The sequence below is a fragment of the Xanthomonas arboricola pv. populi genome (assembly GCF_002939945.1).
GTDB classification, from domain to species: Bacteria; Pseudomonadota; Gammaproteobacteria; order Xanthomonadales; family Xanthomonadaceae; genus Xanthomonas; species Xanthomonas arboricola_A.
In genome coordinates this window covers 153,950-171,172 of sequence record NZ_MDEB01000001.1, presented here as the reverse complement: position 1 = coordinate 171,172, position 17,223 = coordinate 153,950, and the positions used below count along the sequence as shown (strand labels likewise).

General features: G+C 66.0%; 12 protein-coding genes. 11 read left to right on the top strand and 1 reads right to left on the bottom strand.

All coding sequences use genetic code 11. The features are described from left to right. Window positions 1-151: 151 nt before the first annotated feature. From XaplCFBP3123_RS00785 to zipA, 6 genes are all read left to right on the top strand, one after another. Window positions 152-490, top strand: a complete 339-nt coding sequence (locus tag XaplCFBP3123_RS00785) for a HesB/IscA family protein (RefSeq protein WP_104532387.1) — start codon at window positions 152-154, stop codon at window positions 488-490. Window positions 491-808: 318 nt separating this feature from the next. After that, complete coding sequence (gene rpsF / locus XaplCFBP3123_RS00775) at window positions 809-1,243, top strand: 30S ribosomal protein S6 (RefSeq protein ID WP_006451585.1); 435 nt, start codon at window positions 809-811, stop codon at window positions 1,241-1,243. Between the two features lie 11 nt (window positions 1,244-1,254). After that, window positions 1,255-1,485: a 30S ribosomal protein S18 gene (rpsR, locus tag XaplCFBP3123_RS00770; RefSeq protein ID WP_005991243.1), complete on the top strand. Its 231-nt coding sequence runs from the start codon at window positions 1,255-1,257 to the stop codon at window positions 1,483-1,485. A gap of 200 nt (window positions 1,486-1,685) precedes the next feature. Further along, a complete protein-coding gene (rplI, locus tag XaplCFBP3123_RS00765) occupies window positions 1,686-2,135 on the top strand; it encodes a 50S ribosomal protein L9 (protein WP_016904199.1) in 450 nt (149 codons plus the stop codon). A gap of 208 nt (window positions 2,136-2,343) precedes the next feature. Further along, the gene (smc, locus tag XaplCFBP3123_RS00760; RefSeq protein WP_104532386.1) at window positions 2,344-5,847 is read left to right on the top strand and encodes a chromosome segregation protein SMC; all 3,504 of its coding nucleotides are present in this window, start codon (window positions 2,344-2,346) and stop codon (window positions 5,845-5,847) included. 56 nt (window positions 5,848-5,903) lie between these two features. After that, window positions 5,904-6,635, top strand: coding sequence for a cell division protein ZipA (gene zipA, locus XaplCFBP3123_RS00755; protein ID WP_104532385.1), 732 nt, complete (start codon window positions 5,904-5,906; stop codon window positions 6,633-6,635). Between the two features lie 181 nt (window positions 6,636-6,816). On the opposite strand, the gene XaplCFBP3123_RS00750 is transcribed toward zipA, so the two are convergent. Continuing rightward, the gene (locus tag XaplCFBP3123_RS00750) at window positions 6,817-7,941 is read right to left on the bottom strand and encodes a pyridoxal phosphate-dependent aminotransferase (RefSeq protein WP_104532384.1); all 1,125 of its coding nucleotides are present in this window, start codon (window positions 7,939-7,941) and stop codon (window positions 6,817-6,819) included. Window positions 7,942-8,118: 177 nt separating this feature from the next. On the opposite strand from XaplCFBP3123_RS00750, the gene ligA reads away from it, so the two are divergent. From ligA to gyrA, 5 genes are all read left to right on the top strand, one after another. Further along, the gene (gene ligA / locus XaplCFBP3123_RS00745) at window positions 8,119-10,620 is read left to right on the top strand and encodes an NAD-dependent DNA ligase LigA (protein WP_104532383.1); all 2,502 of its coding nucleotides are present in this window, start codon (window positions 8,119-8,121) and stop codon (window positions 10,618-10,620) included. Beyond that, the gene (gene epmA / locus XaplCFBP3123_RS00740) at window positions 10,617-11,579 is read left to right on the top strand and encodes an EF-P lysine aminoacylase EpmA (protein ID WP_104532382.1); all 963 of its coding nucleotides are present in this window, start codon (window positions 10,617-10,619) and stop codon (window positions 11,577-11,579) included. The genes ligA and epmA overlap by 4 nt, the downstream gene beginning before the upstream one ends. Before the next feature lie 168 nt (window positions 11,580-11,747). Then, window positions 11,748-12,434: a DUF3011 domain-containing protein gene (locus XaplCFBP3123_RS00735; protein WP_104532381.1), complete on the top strand. Its 687-nt coding sequence runs from the start codon at window positions 11,748-11,750 to the stop codon at window positions 12,432-12,434. A gap of 757 nt (window positions 12,435-13,191) precedes the next feature. Next, window positions 13,192-14,256, top strand: coding sequence for an S-methyl-5-thioribose-1-phosphate isomerase (gene mtnA / locus XaplCFBP3123_RS00725; protein WP_104532380.1), 1,065 nt, complete (start codon window positions 13,192-13,194; stop codon window positions 14,254-14,256). Window positions 14,257-14,465: 209 nt separating this feature from the next. Then, the gene (gene gyrA, locus XaplCFBP3123_RS00720; RefSeq protein WP_104532379.1) at window positions 14,466-17,177 is read left to right on the top strand and encodes a DNA gyrase subunit A; all 2,712 of its coding nucleotides are present in this window, start codon (window positions 14,466-14,468) and stop codon (window positions 17,175-17,177) included. Window positions 17,178-17,223 lie beyond the last annotated feature (46 nt).

Below are 17,223 nucleotides of genomic sequence, written 5' to 3'. Positions count from 1 at the left end.
GCGCTGGCGCGAGCATCTGAACCGCTTGCCGGTGCTCGCGCTTGTCGACGACTGGACATGGCCCCATCTGGGGAACACGTCGTATCAGCGGGTGCAGCCCCGGTTGGCGCAGCCTCGCTATACTCGCCACCATCGTTTCCGGAGCACACCCATGGCCATCAGCCTCACCCCCGCCGCGCTGGAGCGCGTGCAGCGTTTCGTGCAGCAGACCCCGGGGACGCTGGGTCTGCGCTTCGGCGTGACCAAGACCGGTTGTTCGGGCTGGGGCCATGTCACCGACCTGGCGCGCGAGAAGCGCGACAACGATGCGGTATTCGAGCAGGAGGGCGTGCGTATCTTCGTCGACCCGGTCAGCCTGCCGCTGGTCGACGGCACCTGCATCGATTTCGGCAAGCACGGTCTCAGCGAGACCTTCACCTTCCGCAATCCCAACGCGACTGCCGAGTGCGGGTGCGGGGAAAGCTTTACGACCGAAGCCGAGCATCGCTGAGCCGGCCGGCGCGCGCTATCCCTTCTCCCACCGGGAGAAGGTGCCCGAAGGGCGGATGAGGGGACGGAGCGAAGCCATGAGTCGTCGAATTCTGCGCAGGCTTCGCCCCCCGGACCCTCACCCCAACCCCTCTCCCGAGGGGAGCGGGGCTCTTAAGCCTCCCCGGCAGTACGCCCGGTTGCGGCTAAGCGCCTGAACTGCCATACTTTCCTGCTTCCTGCCAGGTTCCGGGCGGGAATCCTTGCTCCACCGGCCGCCTCGCGCGGTTCACCGGGGAGCTGTCCGGCCCACGTGGCCACATCCGAAAGGTAATACAACATGAGTCGTCATTACGAAGTCGTGTTCCTGGTCCACCCGGATCAGAGCGAACAGGTCCCGGCCATGATCGAGCGCTACAAGTCGCTGATCGAGGGCGGTAACGGCACCATCCACCGTCTGGAAGACTGGGGCCGTCGTCAGCTGGCCTACCCGATCCAGAACCTGGTGAAGGCGCACTACGTGCTGCTCAATATCGAAGTCGACCAGGCCGTGCTGAGCGAGCTGGTGGAAAGCTTCCGCTTCAACGATGCGGTGCTGCGTCACCTGGTCGTCAAGCGCGATGGCCCTGACACCGAGCAGTCGCTGATCATGAAGAGCAAGGACGAGAAGGGCGACAAGCCCGAGCGTAGCGAGCGTCGTCGTCGTGATGACGATGAGGGCGATGCTGCACCTGCCGCCACCGATACCGACGGCGACAACGCCGAAGCCGCTTAAGGAGCGCTGTCATGTCCAAGTTCTTCCGTCGTCGCAAGTTCTGCAAGTTCACCGCCGAGGGCGTCAAGGAGATCGATTACAAGGATCTCAACACCCTGCGTCAGTACCTCACCGAGAACGGCAAGATCGTGCCGAGCCGCGTGACCGGTACCAAGTCCAAGTACCAGCGTCAGCTGGCTACGGCCGTCAAGCGCTCGCGTTTCCTGGCGCTGATCCCGTACACGGACAACCACGACGTTTAATCCGAGTCGTTGATGTGAGTCCCTCACAAAAGCCCGCACATCCGTGTGCGGGTTATTAAAATATAGAGGCCGGTCATTCGAGATGCGGTGTTGATCGTGCTTTTGCGATTCCCAAATCCCGATTCCCGAATCCCGTCTTTTCGGACAGCAAACGTTGCGTCGGCCAAAGCGCCGGCGCTAACGAATAACGGAGCACCACCATGGATCTGATTCTTCTGCAGAAAGTGACCAACCTCGGCGGCCTGGGCGACAAGGTCAGCGTCAAGCCGGGTTACGGCCGCAACTTCCTCGTGCCGCAGGGCAAGGCCGTTCCGGCCACCGCCGCCAACGTCGAAGCGTTCGAAGCCAAGCGTGCCGATTACGAAGCCAAGGCCAACACCATCCTGGCCGATGCACAGAGCCGCGCCGGCAAGTTCGAAGGCGCCAGCGTCACCATCGGCGCGCATGCGTCGACCGAGGGCAAGCTGTACGGCTCGGTCGGTCCGCGCGACATCGCCGAGGCGTTCACCGCCGCCGGCCTGCCGCTGGAAAAGAGCGAAGTGATCCTGGGCGAAGGCGCATTCCGCAATGTCGGCGAGTACGACGTTGTGCTGCACCTGCACGCCGATGTGGAAACCTCGGTCAAGGTCATCGTCGAATCCGACGCCTGATCCACGCTGTACGCTGTACCCGAAGGGCGCCTGGTTAGGCGCCCTTCGTCTTTCTGCGGCCACGCCAGCGATGGCAGGCCCGCTATACTCGTGCTCCATTGCCGGTTCCACGGCCCACAGATCTTGTGGATCAAGGGCTTAGGTGCCGGCTTCACAGGAAAAAGCGCCTGCCGGCCTCGCCCGTGCGGTGCCCGGAACCTTCAGCCCCATGCGCCTGTCCACGATCAAACTGTCCGGTTTCAAGTCGTTCGTCGACCCGACCACGTTGCACCTGCCCACCAACATGACCGGCATCGTCGGTCCCAATGGCTGCGGCAAGTCCAACATCATCGATGCGGTGCGCTGGGTGATGGGCGAAAGTTCGGCCAGCCGCCTGCGCGGCGACTCGTTGACCGACGTGATCTTCTCCGGTTCCTCGGCGCGCAAGCCGGTGTCGCAGGCGACGGTGGAGCTGATCTTCGACAACTCCGATCACACCATCAGCGGCGAGTTCGCCTCGTTCAACGAGATCTCGGTCAAGCGCCTGGTCAGCCGCGACGGCAACAGTGCCTACTATCTCAACGGCACCAAGTGCCGGCGCCGCGACATCACCGACCTGTTCCTGGGCACCGGCCTGGGGCCGCGCAGCTACTCGATCATCGAGCAGGGCATGATCAGCCAGATCATCGAGGCGCGCCCGGAAGACCTGCGCGTGTACCTGGAAGAAGCCGCCGGCATTTCCAAGTACAAGGAGCGCCGCAAGGAAACCGAGACGCGTATCCGGCATACCCGCGAGAACCTCGATCGCCTGGGCGACCTGCGCGAGGAGATCACCAAGCAACTGGCGCATTTGCAGCGCCAGGCGCGCCAGGCCGAGCAGTATCAGGCCTTGCAGGAAGAGCGCCGGATCAAGGATGCCGAGTGGAAGGCGCTGGAATACCGCGGCCTGGATGGCCGGTTGCAGGGTCTGCGCGAAAAATTGAATCAGGAAGAGACCCGGCTGCAGCAGCTGATCGCCGAACAGCGCGATGCCGAGGCGCGGATCGAAACCGGGCGCGCGCGTCGCGAGGAAGCCGCCGAAGCGGTGGCCAAGGCGCAGGCCGATGTGTATCAGGTCGGTGGTGCGTTGGCGCGCATCGAGCAGCAGATCCAGCATCAGCGCGAACTCTCGCATCGCCTGCACAAGGCGCGCGATGAGGCGCAGAGCCAGTTGCAGGAGCTGACCCAGCACATCAGCGGCGATTCGGCCAGGTTGGCGGTGCTGCGCGAGGCGGTGGACGCGGCCGAACCGCAACTGGAACAACTGCGCGACGACCACGAATTCCGTCAGGAGTCGCTACGCGAGGCCGAGGCGCGCCTGGCCGACTGGCAGCAGCGTTGGGAAACCCATAACCGCGACACCGGCGAAGCCTCGCGTGCCGGCGAGGTGGAGCGCACGCGCGTCGATTATCTCGACCGCCAGTCGCTGGAAGCCGAACGCCGCCGCGAAGCACTGGTCAACGAGCGCGCCGGGCTGGATCTGGACGCGCTGGCCGAGGCGTTCGAGCAGATCGAGCTGCGCCACGAAACCCAGAAGACCTCGCTGGACGGGCTGACCGAGCAGGTCGAAGCGCGCAAGCACGCGCTCGGCGGGTTGCAGGAACAACAGCGCGCAAGCCAGGGTGAACTGGCCGAGGTGCGCAAGCAGGCGCAGGCCGCGCGTGGCCGGCTGTCGTCGCTGGAAACCCTGCAGCAGGCCGCACTCGGCCAGGAGCAGGGCGCGGCGGTGGCGTGGCTGACCTCGCGCGGGCTGGATTCTGCGGCACGTGTCGGCGAACGCATCACGGTCGAAAGCGGCTGGGAAAACGCGGTCGAAGGCGCATTGGGGCAGTTGATCGAAGGCGTGCTGGTGGATGCGCCCGAACAACTGGTCGATGCGCTGGGCGAATTGGGCGATGGCCGCATCGCGCTGGTGTCCAGTGTCGGCGACAGCGCGAGCTTCGCGCCGACCTCGCTGGCGGCCAAGGTGCAGGGGCCGATCGCGATCCGTCGCCTGCTCGCGCGCCTGCACGCGGCCGAGGATCTGGAGGCGGCACGCACGCTGCAGCGCAGCCTGCCCGAGGGCGATTCGGTCATCACCCGCAGCGGCGAGCGGCTGGGCGAGGGCTGGGTGCGGGTATCGCGTTCCGGCGCCGCCAAGCAGGGCGCATTGCTGCGCGAGCGCGAGATCCAGGAGCTGCGCGCGCAGATCGAAACGCTGCAGGAGCGCGAAGCCGAACTTGAGCAGCGCCTGGGCAGCTTCCGCGAGCAGCTGCTGGCGGCCGAACAACAACGCGAAGATGCGCAGCGCCAGTTGTACATGGCGCATCGCAGCGTGTCCGAACTGGCCGGTCAGCTGCAGAGCCAGCAAGGCAAGGTCGATGCCGCGCGCACGCGCATCGAACGCATCGAAAACGAATTGTCGCAGTTGCTGGAAACGCTGGACGCCAGCCGCGAGCAGGCACGCGAAGCGCGCGCCAAGCTCGAAGACGCGGTGACCCTGATGGGCGATCTGCAAGGCACCCGTGAGGCCCTGGAGAGCGAACGTCGTCAGCTCACCGATGCGCGCGATCAGGCCCGCGATGCCGCACGTGGCGTGCGCGATGCGATGCACGCATTGGCGCTCACGCTGGAATCGCAACGCACCCAGATCACCTCCCTGAGCCAGACGCTGGAGCGCATGGACAGCCAGCGCGGCCAGCTCGACACGCGCCTGGAGGATCTGGTCGCCCAGCTCAGCGACGGCGACTCGCCGGTGGAAACGCTGGAGCACGAGCATCAGGCCGCCTTGAGCGAGCGTGTGCGTACCGAGCGCGTCCTGAGCGAAGCGCGCACCATGCTGGAGAGCATCGATGGTGAGCTGCGCAGCTACGAGCAGACCCGCCAGCAGCGCGACGAACAGGCGCTGGGCCAGCGCGAGCGCATCTCGCAGCGCAAGCTCGACCAGCAGGCGCTGGTGCTCAGTGCCGAACAGCTGTCGGCCGCCGTGGTGAAAGCCGGCTTCGTGCTCGAAGACGTCGTCAACGGCCTGCCCGAGGCGGCGAATGTGGCCGAGTGGGAAGCGGCGGTCGGCCAGATCGACGGGCGCATGCGGCGGCTGGAACCGGTCAACCTGGCCGCGATCCAGGAGTATGGCGAAGCTGCGCAACGTTCGGAATATCTGGACGCACAGAACCTGGATCTCAACACCGCACTGGAGACGCTGGAAGAAGCGATCCGCAAGATCGATCGCGAAACCCGCGGCCGCTTCAAGGACACCTTCGACCGGGTCAATTCCGGCGTCCAGGCGCTGTATCCACGCCTGTTCGGCGGTGGTCATGCGTACTTGGAACTCACCGGCGAAGACCTGCTCGACACCGGCGTGACCATCATGGCGCGCCCGCCGGGCAAGCGCGTGTCCAGCATCTCGCTGCTGTCCGGTGGCGAGAAGGCGATGACCGCGGTGGCGCTGGTGTTTGCGATCTTCCAGCTCAATCCCGCGCCGTTCTGCCTGCTCGACGAGGTGGACGCGCCGCTGGACGAAGCCAATGTCGGCCGCCTGGCCAACATGGTGCGGGAAATGAGTGAGAAGGTGCAGTTCCTGTTCGTCAGTCACAACAAGGCGACGATGGAGGCCGCGCGTCAGCTCTCCGGCGTGACCATGCGCGAGCCGGGCGTCAGTCGCCTGGTCAGCGTGGACCTGGAAGAAGCCGCACGTTTGGCGGGTGCGGCATGACGTGCCATGCTTGTCGGAATATCGACACCTGTCACTCTTATACGGAGGCACGCTGAATGTCCGACATGGCCATGATCCGGATCGGGATCCTGATCGCTGGACTGCTGCTGGTCGCGGCCATTTTCCTGTTCGGTCGCCCGAAAAAATCGCCGCAAGGGCGCCGGGTCGACAAGGACGACGGGCAGCCGCGCGAGCGTCGCGAGCCGGTGATTTCCGGCGAACCTGGCGTGGACGGCGACCCGTTCGAGCGCAATGAAGGCGCCGAGCAGAGCGAACTCAACCTGGACGGTGCCGATGCGGCCGGCGGCAGCGATGTCGGCAAGCGGCCGAACCAGGATTTCGACAAGATCGTGTCGCTGTTCGTGGCCGCCAAGGCCGGCCAGGTCCTGCGCGGCGAAGACGTTGTCGTCGCTGCCGAGAAGACCGGGCTGGTGTTCGGTCACATGAATGTCTTTCACCGTCTGGTGGAAGGGCATCCGGAGCGCGGGCCGATCTTCAGCATGGCCAGCATCCTCAAGCCCGGCAGCTTCGACATGGCCAACATCCGCGAGATGCAGACCCCGGCGATTGCGTTCTTCCTCACCTTGCCGGCGCCGATGACCGCGCTGGATGCCTGGGAAAAGATGCTGCCGACCGTGCAGCGCATGGCCGAACTGCTCGACGGTGTGGTGCTGGACGACAGCCGCAATGCGCTGGGCCGTCAACGCGTGGCGCATATCCGCGACGAGCTGCGCGCCTACGATCGCCAGCACCAGGCGCCGCCGCTGACCAAGTCGCCGCGCTGGTGATTTCCCTCTCCCGCAGGAGAGGGAATCAACGCCACGCTCCTGCGGGAGAGGGGTTGCGGTGAGGGTCCGGGGCGAAGCCCTGGCGTAGTTGGACGGCACGCGGCTTCGCTCGCACCCTCATCCGGCGCTGCGCGCCACCTTCTCTCGAGGGGAGAAGGGATTATCACTCAGTGCTTAGTGCTCAACGCTTCGCCTTGGCAAACGCCTCGCGAAACCGCAGCATCTCCGCCTCGGTGCCGACGCTCACGCGCACGCGTTTGGGCCAGATCGGCCAACTGCGGCCGACGATGACGCCTTGTTTCTGCATCGAATCGGCGAACACGCCGGCGTCGCGCTTGACGTCGAGCAGGAAGCAGTTGGCCTGTGTGGGCAGGCAGGTGTAGCCCTTGGTCTTGAGCCAGGCGATGGTGTCGTCGCGCACGCGAGCATTTTCTGTGCGACGGGTCTGCACCAGTTGCGGGTCGCGCAGGCTGGCGATGCCGGCAGCCATTGCCGGGACCGACAACGGATTGCTGCCCAGGCTGGCGAGCTTGGTCTGCAACCCCGGCGGCGCCAGCGCCGCGCCCAGGCGCAGGCCGGCCATACCGTAGAGCTTGGAGAAGCTGCGCAGCACGATCAGGTCCTGGCGCTGACGCACCAGGTCCGCCACGGACGGCTCGTTGCTGTAGTGGATATACGCTTCGTCGATCACCAGCACCGCGCTGGCCGGCTTGTTGGCCAGCAGCCACTCGATGTCGGCGCGCGGGGTGATGGCGCCGCTGGCGTTGCCAGGATTGCACAGATAGATCAGGCCGGCGGTCGCATCGGCCTTGGCCATCGCCTTGACGTCGTGCGCGCCATCGGCCCGTAGCGGCACCTTGCGCACCGGCACGCCGCGGGCGGCGGCGCTGTCGACGATCGGGTCGAAGCTCGGGTCGGCCACCACCAGCCCGGCACGTGCCGAGGTGAACAGGCTGCCGGCACGATGCAATGCGTCCCTGGAACCGGGAAAGAACGCCAGATGGTCGCCGGGCAGTTGCAGCTCGCCGGTCATCAGATTGCGCAGGTCCTGCTCCATCTCGACCAGATAGCGGCCCGCGCGTGCCAGCGAGCGGGTTGCGGCATCCAATGCGGCCGGTGCGGGGCCAAGCGGATGCTCGTTGAGATTGAGAAACACAGCGCCCGCTGCCGGCGCCACACCGGGCTTGGCCGGCGCAGCCGCGCGCTTGCGGGCTGCCTCGGCCGCAGGGGCCAGGCCCAGTGCGGAAACTGCCACGCCAACGCTGGCGAGGCTGAGAAACGAACGACGCGAGACGGGCAACGGCACGGGTGAGCTCCAGGCGAGCAGGCAAAGAGGGCGCCACGCTAGCGGGTTTGTGCCTGTCTGCCTATCGGAAAATCGCTGCCGGGCTCGCTGTCGCGCGGTTTGGTCGGCTGTCGGGCGGCACTTGCACATCGGCACGGCCCGTTAGAATGGGCGGCCCAGAGCCAGCCCAGCGATCGTATGACTGTCAGCCCGGATCCCGCTCAGCGCATCGACGCCCTGCGTCACCGTATCGAGGACGCCAACTACCGCTATCACGTGCTCGACGAGCCGCAGATGGCCGACGTCGACTACGACCGCCTGATGCGCGAACTGGAGGCCCTGGAGGCTGCGCACCCGGAGCTGGCCAGCGCCGATTCGCCGACCCAGCGCGTCGGCCATCTGGCCGCGTCGCGCTTTGCCGAAGTGCGGCATGCCATGCCGATGCTGTCGTTGGGCAATGCCTTCAGGGACGAGGAGGTGGCCGAGTTCGTGCGGCGTATCAGCGAGCGGCTGGAGGTAAGACAGCCGCTGTTCTCGGCCGAGCCCAAGCTCGATGGCCTGGCGATCAGCCTGCGCTACGAAAACGGCGAGTTCGTGCAGGGCGCAACGCGGGGCGACGGCGCCACCGGTGAGGATGTCAGCGCCAATCTGCGTACCGTCAAGGCGATTCCGCTGCGCCTGCGTGGCGAAGGCTGGCCGCAGGTACTTGAGGTGCGCGGCGAGGTGTACATGCCGCGCGCCGCCTTCGAAACCTACAACGCGCAGATGCGTCTGCATGGCGGCAAGGTGCTGGCCAATCCGCGCAATGGCGCCGCCGGCTCGCTGCGTCAGCTGGATGCGCGCATCACTGCGCAGCGGCCGCTGAGTTTCTTCGCATACGGCGTGGGCGAAGTGAGCGAAGGTACGTTGCCACAGACGCATTCGGCGATCCTGGCGCAGTTGCGCGCGTGGGGTTTCCCGGTCAGCGCCCTGGTCCAGGTGGTGCAGGGCAGCGACGGCCTGTTGGGGTACTACCAACGCATCGGTGAAGCGCGCGACGGCTTGCGCTTCGATATCGATGGCGTGGTCTACAAGCTCGACGATCTGGCCGGGCAGCGCGAGATGGGCTTTGTCGCGCGCGCGCCGCGCTGGGCGATCGCGCATAAATTCCCGGCGCAGGAGCAGTCCACCACGGTGGAGGCGATCGAGATCCAGATCGGCCGCACCGGTGCGGCCACGCCGGTGGCGCGATTGAAGCCGGTGCACGTGGCCGGGGTGATCGTCACCAACGCCACGCTGCACAACGCCGACCAGATCGCGCGGCTGGATGTGCGCGTGGGCGATACGGTAATCGTGCGACGTGCCGGCGATGTGATTCCGGAAGTGGCCGGCGTGGTCGCCGACCAGCGGCCGCCCGGCACCCAGCCATGGCTGATGCCCACGCAATGCCCGGTATGCGGGTCGGAGATCGTGCGCGAGGAAGGCGAGGCGGTGTGGCGCTGCTCCGGCGAGCTGACCTGCCCTGCACAGCGCAAGGAAGCGTTCCGGCATTTCGTCTCGCGCCGCGCGATGGATGTCGACGGCCTGGGCGAAAAATTCATCGAGGTGCTGGTCGACAGCGGTGTGGTGCAGGGCGTGGCAGATCTGTATCTGCTCAACGTGGACCAGCTGCTGCAACTGCGCCTGATCAGTACCGCCGAGAGCCCGCATGCGTTTTTGCGCGAGGCGCGCGAGCATCTGGCCAGCGGTGCGCACGGTCAGCTGGAAACCACCGTGGTCGGCATCGGTGTGGATCTGGCCGGCGCGCGCGAGGCGCCGCACACCTGGCAGGCGGATCTGTTGCGCGCCGGCCTGCCGACGTTCGACTGGAACCGCAAGAAGATCGCCACCAAGTGGGCGGAAAACCTGATCGCGGCGATCGCGCAATCGCGCGATACCACGCTGGAGCGTTTCCTATTCGCGCTGGGCATCGAGCATGTCGGCGAGAGCACCGCCAAGGCCTTGGCGGCGTGGTTCGGCGATCTGGAACTGATCCGCCATCTGCCGTGGCCGCTGTTCAAGCGCGTGCCGGACATCGGCGGCGAGGTGGCGCGCTCGCTCGGGCACTTCCTCGACCAGCCCGGCAATCAGCAGGCCATCGACGACCTGCTGCAGCGTGGCGTGCGCATCGGCGATGCGCATCCGCCATCGCCCAAGCTGCGCGAGGCGCTGAGCTTTGCCAGCGTGCTGGAAGACATGGACATTCCCAAGGTGACCCCGGTGCGTGCGCAGCAACTGGCGGCCGCGGTGGCCTCGTTCGATGCGCTGCGCAACGCAGGGTCCGATGCCTTGTTGCAGGCCGGCGTTCCCGCGCCGGTGGTGGCGTCGCTGCTGCAATGGCTGCAGCGGCCGGAAAATGCGGCCTTGGCAAGCGCCGCGCAGCAGGCGATGGAAACGGTGCTGTCGCGTCTGCCCGCAGCCGATGCGCTGCAGGCCGGCCCGCTCGACGGCCAGACCGTGGTGATCACCGGGACCCTGGCCGCGCTCACCCGCGATGCGGCCAAGCAGCGCCTGGAGGCGCTGGGCGCCAAGGTCGCTGGCAGCGTCTCCAAGAAAACCGCGTTTCTGGTGGCCGGCGAGGAAGCCGGGTCCAAGCTGGACAAGGCGCAGTCGCTGGGTGTGGAGATCTGGGATGAGGCGCGTCTGCTGGCCTTCCTCGGCGAGCACGGCCAGCAGCCATGAGCACAGTGCAGGTCGATCTGGACGCGCTGCGGCTGCGCGCGCGGCTCAATGCGCTGATCCGCGATTTCTTCGCAGAGCGCGACGTGCTGGAAGTGGAGACGCCGGTGCTGTCGGAGGCCGGCAATACCGAGCCGAACATCGACAGTTTCAGCACGCGCTTCAGCGGCCATGTGGATGCCGGCGCGCCGGTGCGCTGGTTGCGCACCTCGCCGGAATATCCGCTCAAGCGCCTGCTGGCGGCCGGGGTGGGCGATTGCTATGAGCTGGGGCGGGTGTTCCGCAATGGCGAAGCCGGCGGCCGCCACAATCCCGAGTTCAGCATGCTCGAGTGGTACCGGGTGGGCTGGGACGATCGCGCCCTGGCGCAGGAGACCGTTGCGCTGGTGCGCCGCGCGCTTGCGCTGGTCGGGCGCCAGGCGCAGGTGCGGGTGCTGAGCTATCGCGCGCTGTTCGTGCAGGCGCTGGGCATCGATCCGTTGCGCGATCCGATCGCAACGCTGCGCGCACCGCTGCACGATATCGCGATCGATCCAGAGGGCCTGACCCGCGACGATTGGCTGGACCTGCTGATGACCCATCGTCTCCAGCCGGGCTTTGCCAGCGACACGCTGACCGTGGTGCACGACTGGCCGGCCAGCCAATGCGCGTTGGCGCGCATCCGCCGCGACGACCCGCCGGTGGCCGAGCGCTTCGAGCTGTATCTGGGCGCCTACGAGGTGGCCAACGGGTATCACGAGCTCAACGATGCGCAGGAGCAGCGTGCGCGTTTCATGCGCGACAACGCGGTGCGTGCGGCGCGCGGATTGCCGCAGCTGCCGGTGGATGAGCGCCTGCTGGCGGTGTTGTCGCAACTGCCCGATTGTGCCGGGGTGGCAGTCGGTGTGGACCGGCTGTTGATGGCCATGCGCGGCACCACGCAGATTGCCGATGTGCTGGCATTCGCGTTCGCCTGCGCCTGACCTTTGCAAAACCTGCAGCGACCCATACGTGACGTCGTCGCGCATGGCGCGTGTCCGCTGCCATCCCGCTGTCATCGCCACCGTATTGCTATCTTCACATCGATGATGCTCTCATCGTGGCGTCCACGGGGGCGCGGCGCAGAGTGTGTTTGGGTGAGGATTGTCGGCATGAAGTGGCTGATCAGCTTATGCGGTTTGTGGTGCTTGCCGCTGCTGATGCTCGCCGATGCGCGTGCGGCGGATCGCGCCTCCGGCGTGGTGCCCTGCGAATCCAAGGAGATGGCGCGCGTGCATTGTGCGATGGATACCGAACATGGCGTACAGCTGGTACGCCAGCTGTCCGAGACCAGCTGCATCCGCGGTAGCGAGTGGGGTATCGAACGCGATGGCGTGTGGGTCGAACAGGGATGCCGTGCCGAGTTCGCGACCGCGCGGGCGCTGAGCGCTCCGCAGATGCGCCGCGTGGTGCGCTGCGATTCCAACGGCGGCAAGGTGGTATGCCCGGTGGTGCTGCGTGGTGCGCCGGTGCGCTTGCTGCGCCAGCGCTCGGTGTGGCCGTGCAGGGAAGGCCGCAGCTGGGGCACGCGCCGCAACGAAATATGGGTCTCGCGCGGCTGCGATGGCGAATTCGAAGTCGCTGCCGAGGACGGTTCCGGCTTCGTGGCCATGCCACGAATGGTGACCTGCGAATCGAAGAAGGGCGCACGCCGCACCTGCGGGATCTCGGTGGAGCGCCAGGTGCGTGTGGGCCGGCAGATCTCCAAAAAGGAATGCGTGGAAGGCCAGACCTGGGGCTGGAGCCGCGACGGCGTGTGGGTCAACGACGGCTGCCGCGCGGAGTTCATCGTCGACTGAGAGCGGCTGAAGAAACTGCTGCTCTCCATCGCATAGGTGGGCGTAGCCGGCTTTGTGGTTCCCGTCAGCATGCGACCAAGTTGGTGCGGGTGTCGCGCACTCGAGCAGCTCGGCTTGAGACATCCAAACGACGCTGAAGCTCAAGCTCTCGGTTGTCTTGAGAAGTGATTGAACGGTTGCGGATGCGTCGGTTGTAGAGCGGACGATCTGCGGTTTTGCTGCAGGCCCTTGCCCGCCCACCATCGCGGGACACGTCGCAAGGACGTCCTTGTAGACTCTTACGCGGCATCCATGCCGCGTAAGGTCCCGCGGCGGTGGGCGGGCAAGGACCAATCGAGATGGTCGGTGTGCATGGTAAGAGCAGTGCTGGATGCGCCTGGTTCCATCCTGAAGCATCGGCTCCACGTCTGATGCACACCGCACGACAGACAGCTTTTCAGATGAGCGCCGGCCAACTGTCTGGTGCGGTGTCCTCGCCGGTTGCGGGACCGTGTGGCGGCATGGATGCCGCCACCGAGCCCCCAGGGACGGGTTCACGGCGTGTCCCGCAAGCGGTGAGGGCACCGCGCCCTCGGCGCTGTGAGTTTTTGCTGCAGGGCCCGCCCGCCCACCATCGCAGGACACTCCGCAAATACGTCCGTGTGGGATTCTTGCGCGGCATCCATGCCGAGTACGGTCCCGCGACGATGAGTGGCAAGGATCAGTCACGACGGTCGGCGTGCGTGGTTGCAGGCAGGGCATGACTTACAATGTCAGCATGAACGACAGCGCCCATATCGATTACGCCCGCTACGACCATATCCGCCCGCTGCTGTGGACCGGCGATGCCCTGGAGCTGCTCGACCAACGCAAGCTGCCCTTCGTGGTCGAGCATGTGCGTTGCGACAGCAGCGATGCGGTGGCCGAGGCGATCCATTCGCTGGCCGTGCGCGGGGCGCCAGCGATCGGTATTGCGGCCGGATGGGGCGTTGTGCTGGCGGCGCGCGACATCGCTGCCGATGACGGCAGTGCGGCCTTGCAGAAACTCGAACCGGCACTGTTGCGGCTCAATGCCGCGCGTCCGACCGCGGTCAACCTGGCCTGGGCGCTGATGCGCATGCGTCGCGTGCTCGGCGCTGCCGGCGCCGACTGGCGCGAGGTGATCGCGCACGAGGCGCAGGCCATCGCCGACGAAGACCTGGCGGCCAACCGGCAGATGGGCGCGCTCGGCGCGTCGTTGATCGATGCCGGCAGCAGCGTGCTGACCCACTGCAATACCGGTTCGCTGGCCACCGCCGGCTTCGGTACCGCGCTGGGCGTGATCCGCGCCGGGGTGGCGCAGCAGCGTATCGCCAAGGTGTTTGCCGGCGAGACCCGGCCGTGGTTGCAGGGCGCGCGCCTGACCGTGTGGGAACTGCAGCAGGATGGCATCGACGCGACCCTGATCGCCGATTCGGCCGCCTCGCATCTGATGAAGTCCGGGCTGGTGCAGTGGGTCATCGTCGGCGCAGATCGCATTTGCGCCAACGGCGATACCGCCAACAAGATCGGCACCTATCAGCTGGCGATCGCCGCGCGCCACCACGGCGTCAGGTTCATGGTGGTGGCGCCGTCGTCCACGGTGGACATGGACACCGCCAGCGGCGATCAGATCGAGATAGAGCAGCGCGATCCGGGCGAATTGTTCGGGGTCGGCGGCGTGCGCACGGTGGCCGATGGCATCCATGCCTGGAACCCGGTGTTCGACGTTACCCCTGGCAGCCTGATCGATGCGATCGTCACCGAACGCGGGGTGATCGCGCAGCCGGACCTGGCGCGCATGCAGGCGGCGTTCGGCGGCTGAGGCCAGTGCGGCGCGTTATCGCCGCATCGCCCCGCCAAAATCCTGCAAGTGCTTGTTTCTGGCCGGTAAACCGGCGGCATCGTGGTGCCCCTTCGTGATACAATCCAAGGCTTGAATCGATCGGCGGGAGCGTGGGGTCGGCAGCCTGTTGCCAGTGCGCCCCCGACGCGGCTTTCCGGCTCGCCCGCCACCTCACTTACGGAACCCGAATGGCAGAAACCGCCAAGGAAATCATCCAGGTCAATCTGGAAGACGAGATGCGCAAGAGCTATCTCGATTACGCGATGAGCGTGATCGTGGGCCGCGCACTACCCGATGCCCGTGATGGCCTCAAGCCTGTGCATCGCCGCGTGCTGTTTGCGATGCACGAGCTGGGCGCACACAGCAACAAGGCCTACTTCAAGTCGGCGCGTATCGTCGGCGACGTCATCGGTAAATACCACCCGCACGGCGACCAGTCGGTGTACGACACCCTGGTGCGCATGGCGCAGCCGTTCTCGCTGCGCTACATGATGGTGGACGGCCAGGGTAACTTCGGTTCGGTCGATGGCGACTCCGCCGCGGCGATGCGTTACACCGAGTCGCGCATGTCGCGGCTGGCGCATGAGCTGATGGCCGACATCGACAAGGAAACCGTCGATTTCCAGCCCAATTACGACGAAAAGGAACTGGAACCGACGGTGATGCCGACCCGGTTCCCGAGCCTGCTGGTCAACGGCTCGGCCGGTATCGCGGTGGGCATGGCCACCAATATCCCGCCGCACAATCTGACCGAGGCGATCAACGCCTGCATCGCCTTGATCGACACGCCGGAGCTGGATGTCGAAGGCCTGATGGAGTACATCCCCGGCCCGGATTTCCCCACCGCCGGCATCATCAACGGCACCGCCGGCATCGCTGCCGGTTACCGCACCGGCCGTGGCCGCGTGCGCATGCGCGCCAAGGCAGACGTGGAAGTGGCCGACAACGGCCGTGAAGCGATCATCGTCACCGAGATCCCGTACCAGGTGAACAAGGCGCGGCTGATCGAGAAGATCGCCGAGCTGGTCAAGGAAAAGAAGCTCGAAGGCATCAGCGAGCTGCGCGACGAGTCCGACAAGGACGGCATGCGCATCTACATCGAGGTCAAGCGCGGCGAGTCGGCCGAGGTTGTGCTCAATAACCTGTATCAGCAGACCCAGATGGAGTCGGTATTCGGCATCAACATGGTGGCGCTGATCGACGGCCGCCCGCAGTTGATGAACCTCAAGCAGATGCTGCAGGCGTTCATCCGCCACCGCCGCGAAGTGGTGACCCGCCGCACCATCTATGAACTGCGCAAGGCGCGTGCGCGTGCGCATGTGCTGGAAGGTCTGACCGTCGCGTTGGCCAACATCGACGAGATGATCGAGCTGATCAAGACCTCGGCCAACCCGCAGGAAGCGCGCGAGCGCATGCTGGCCAAGACCTGGGAACCGGGTCTGGTCGGCGCGTTGCTGGGCGCCGCCGGTGCCGAAGCCTCCAAGCCGGAGGACCTGGCGCCGGGCGTGGGCCTGGCCAACGGCTTCTACCAGCTCAGTGAAGTGCAGGCCTCGCAGATCCTGGAAATGCGCCTGCATCGCCTGACCGGGTTGGAGCAGGAAAAGCTGACCGACGAGTACAAGCAGTTGCTCGAGGTGATCCAAGGCCTGATCCGCATCTTGGAAAACCCCGACGTGCTGCTGCAGGTGATCCGCGACGAGCTGATCAATATCCGCGAAGAGTACGGCGACGAACGCCGCACCGAGATCCGTCACAGCGAAGAAGATCTGGACATCCTGGACCTGATTTCGCCGGAAGACGTGGTGGTGACGCTCTCGCATGCCGGCTATGCCAAGCGCCAGCCGGTGAGCGCGTATCGCGCGCAGCGCCGTGGCGGCCGTGGCCGGTCTGCGGCGGCGACCAAGGAAGAGGACTTCATCGATCAGTTGTGGCTGGTCAACACGCACGACACATTGCTGACCTTCACCAGCAGCGGCAAGGTGTTCTGGCTGCCGGTGTACCAGTTGCCGGAAGCCGGATCCAATGCGCGTGGCCGTCCGATCATCAACTGGATTCCGCTGGAACCCGGCGAGCGTGTGCAGGCGGTGCTGCCGGTGCGCGAATATGCCGACAACCGCTATGTGTTCTTCGCCACGCGCAACGGCACGGTCAAGAAGACCCCGCTGAGCGAATTCGCGTTCCGTCTGGCACGCGGCAAGATCGCCATCAACCTCGACGAGGGCGATGCGTTGGTCGGTGTGGCCTTGACCGACGGCGACCGCGACGTGTTGTTGTTCGCCTCCAACGGCAAGACCGTGCGCTTCGGCGAATCCACTGTGCGTTCGATGGGCCGTACCGCCACCGGTGTGCGCGGCATCCGTCTGACCAAGGGCGAAGAGGTGGTCAGCCTGATCGTGGCCGAGCGTGCGGGCGGCATCGAAGGCGATGTCGAGGACGAGGGTGTCGAGGATGTGTTGGAGAGCACGGACGGCGTCGAGGCGGAGGTGATCGACGTCGCCGAGAGCGACGACATGGCCTACATCCTCACCGCCACCGAGAACGGCTACGGCAAGCGTACCCCGCTGACCGAGTATCCGCGCAAGGGTCGCGGCACGCAGGGCGTGATCGGCATCCAGACCACCGAGCGCAACGGCAAGCTGGTGCGTGCGGTGCTGCTGGGCGCCACCGACGAAGTGTTGCTGATTTCTGATGGCGGTACGCTGGTGCGTACCCGCGGTTCGGAGATCTCGCGCGTGGGTCGCAATACCCAGGGCGTGACCCTGATCCGCTTGTCCAAGGGCGAAAAGCTGCAAGCGGTCGAACGCCTGGATGCATCGCTGGATGAAGCCGAGGACGTGCCGGACGATGCAGCGGCCGCACCGGCAGCAAGCACGGGTCAGCTGCCACCGACCGAAGCGTGATCGCGCCTGGCGTGCAACGCAGTTGAAGAAAAACGCCGGCGCACAG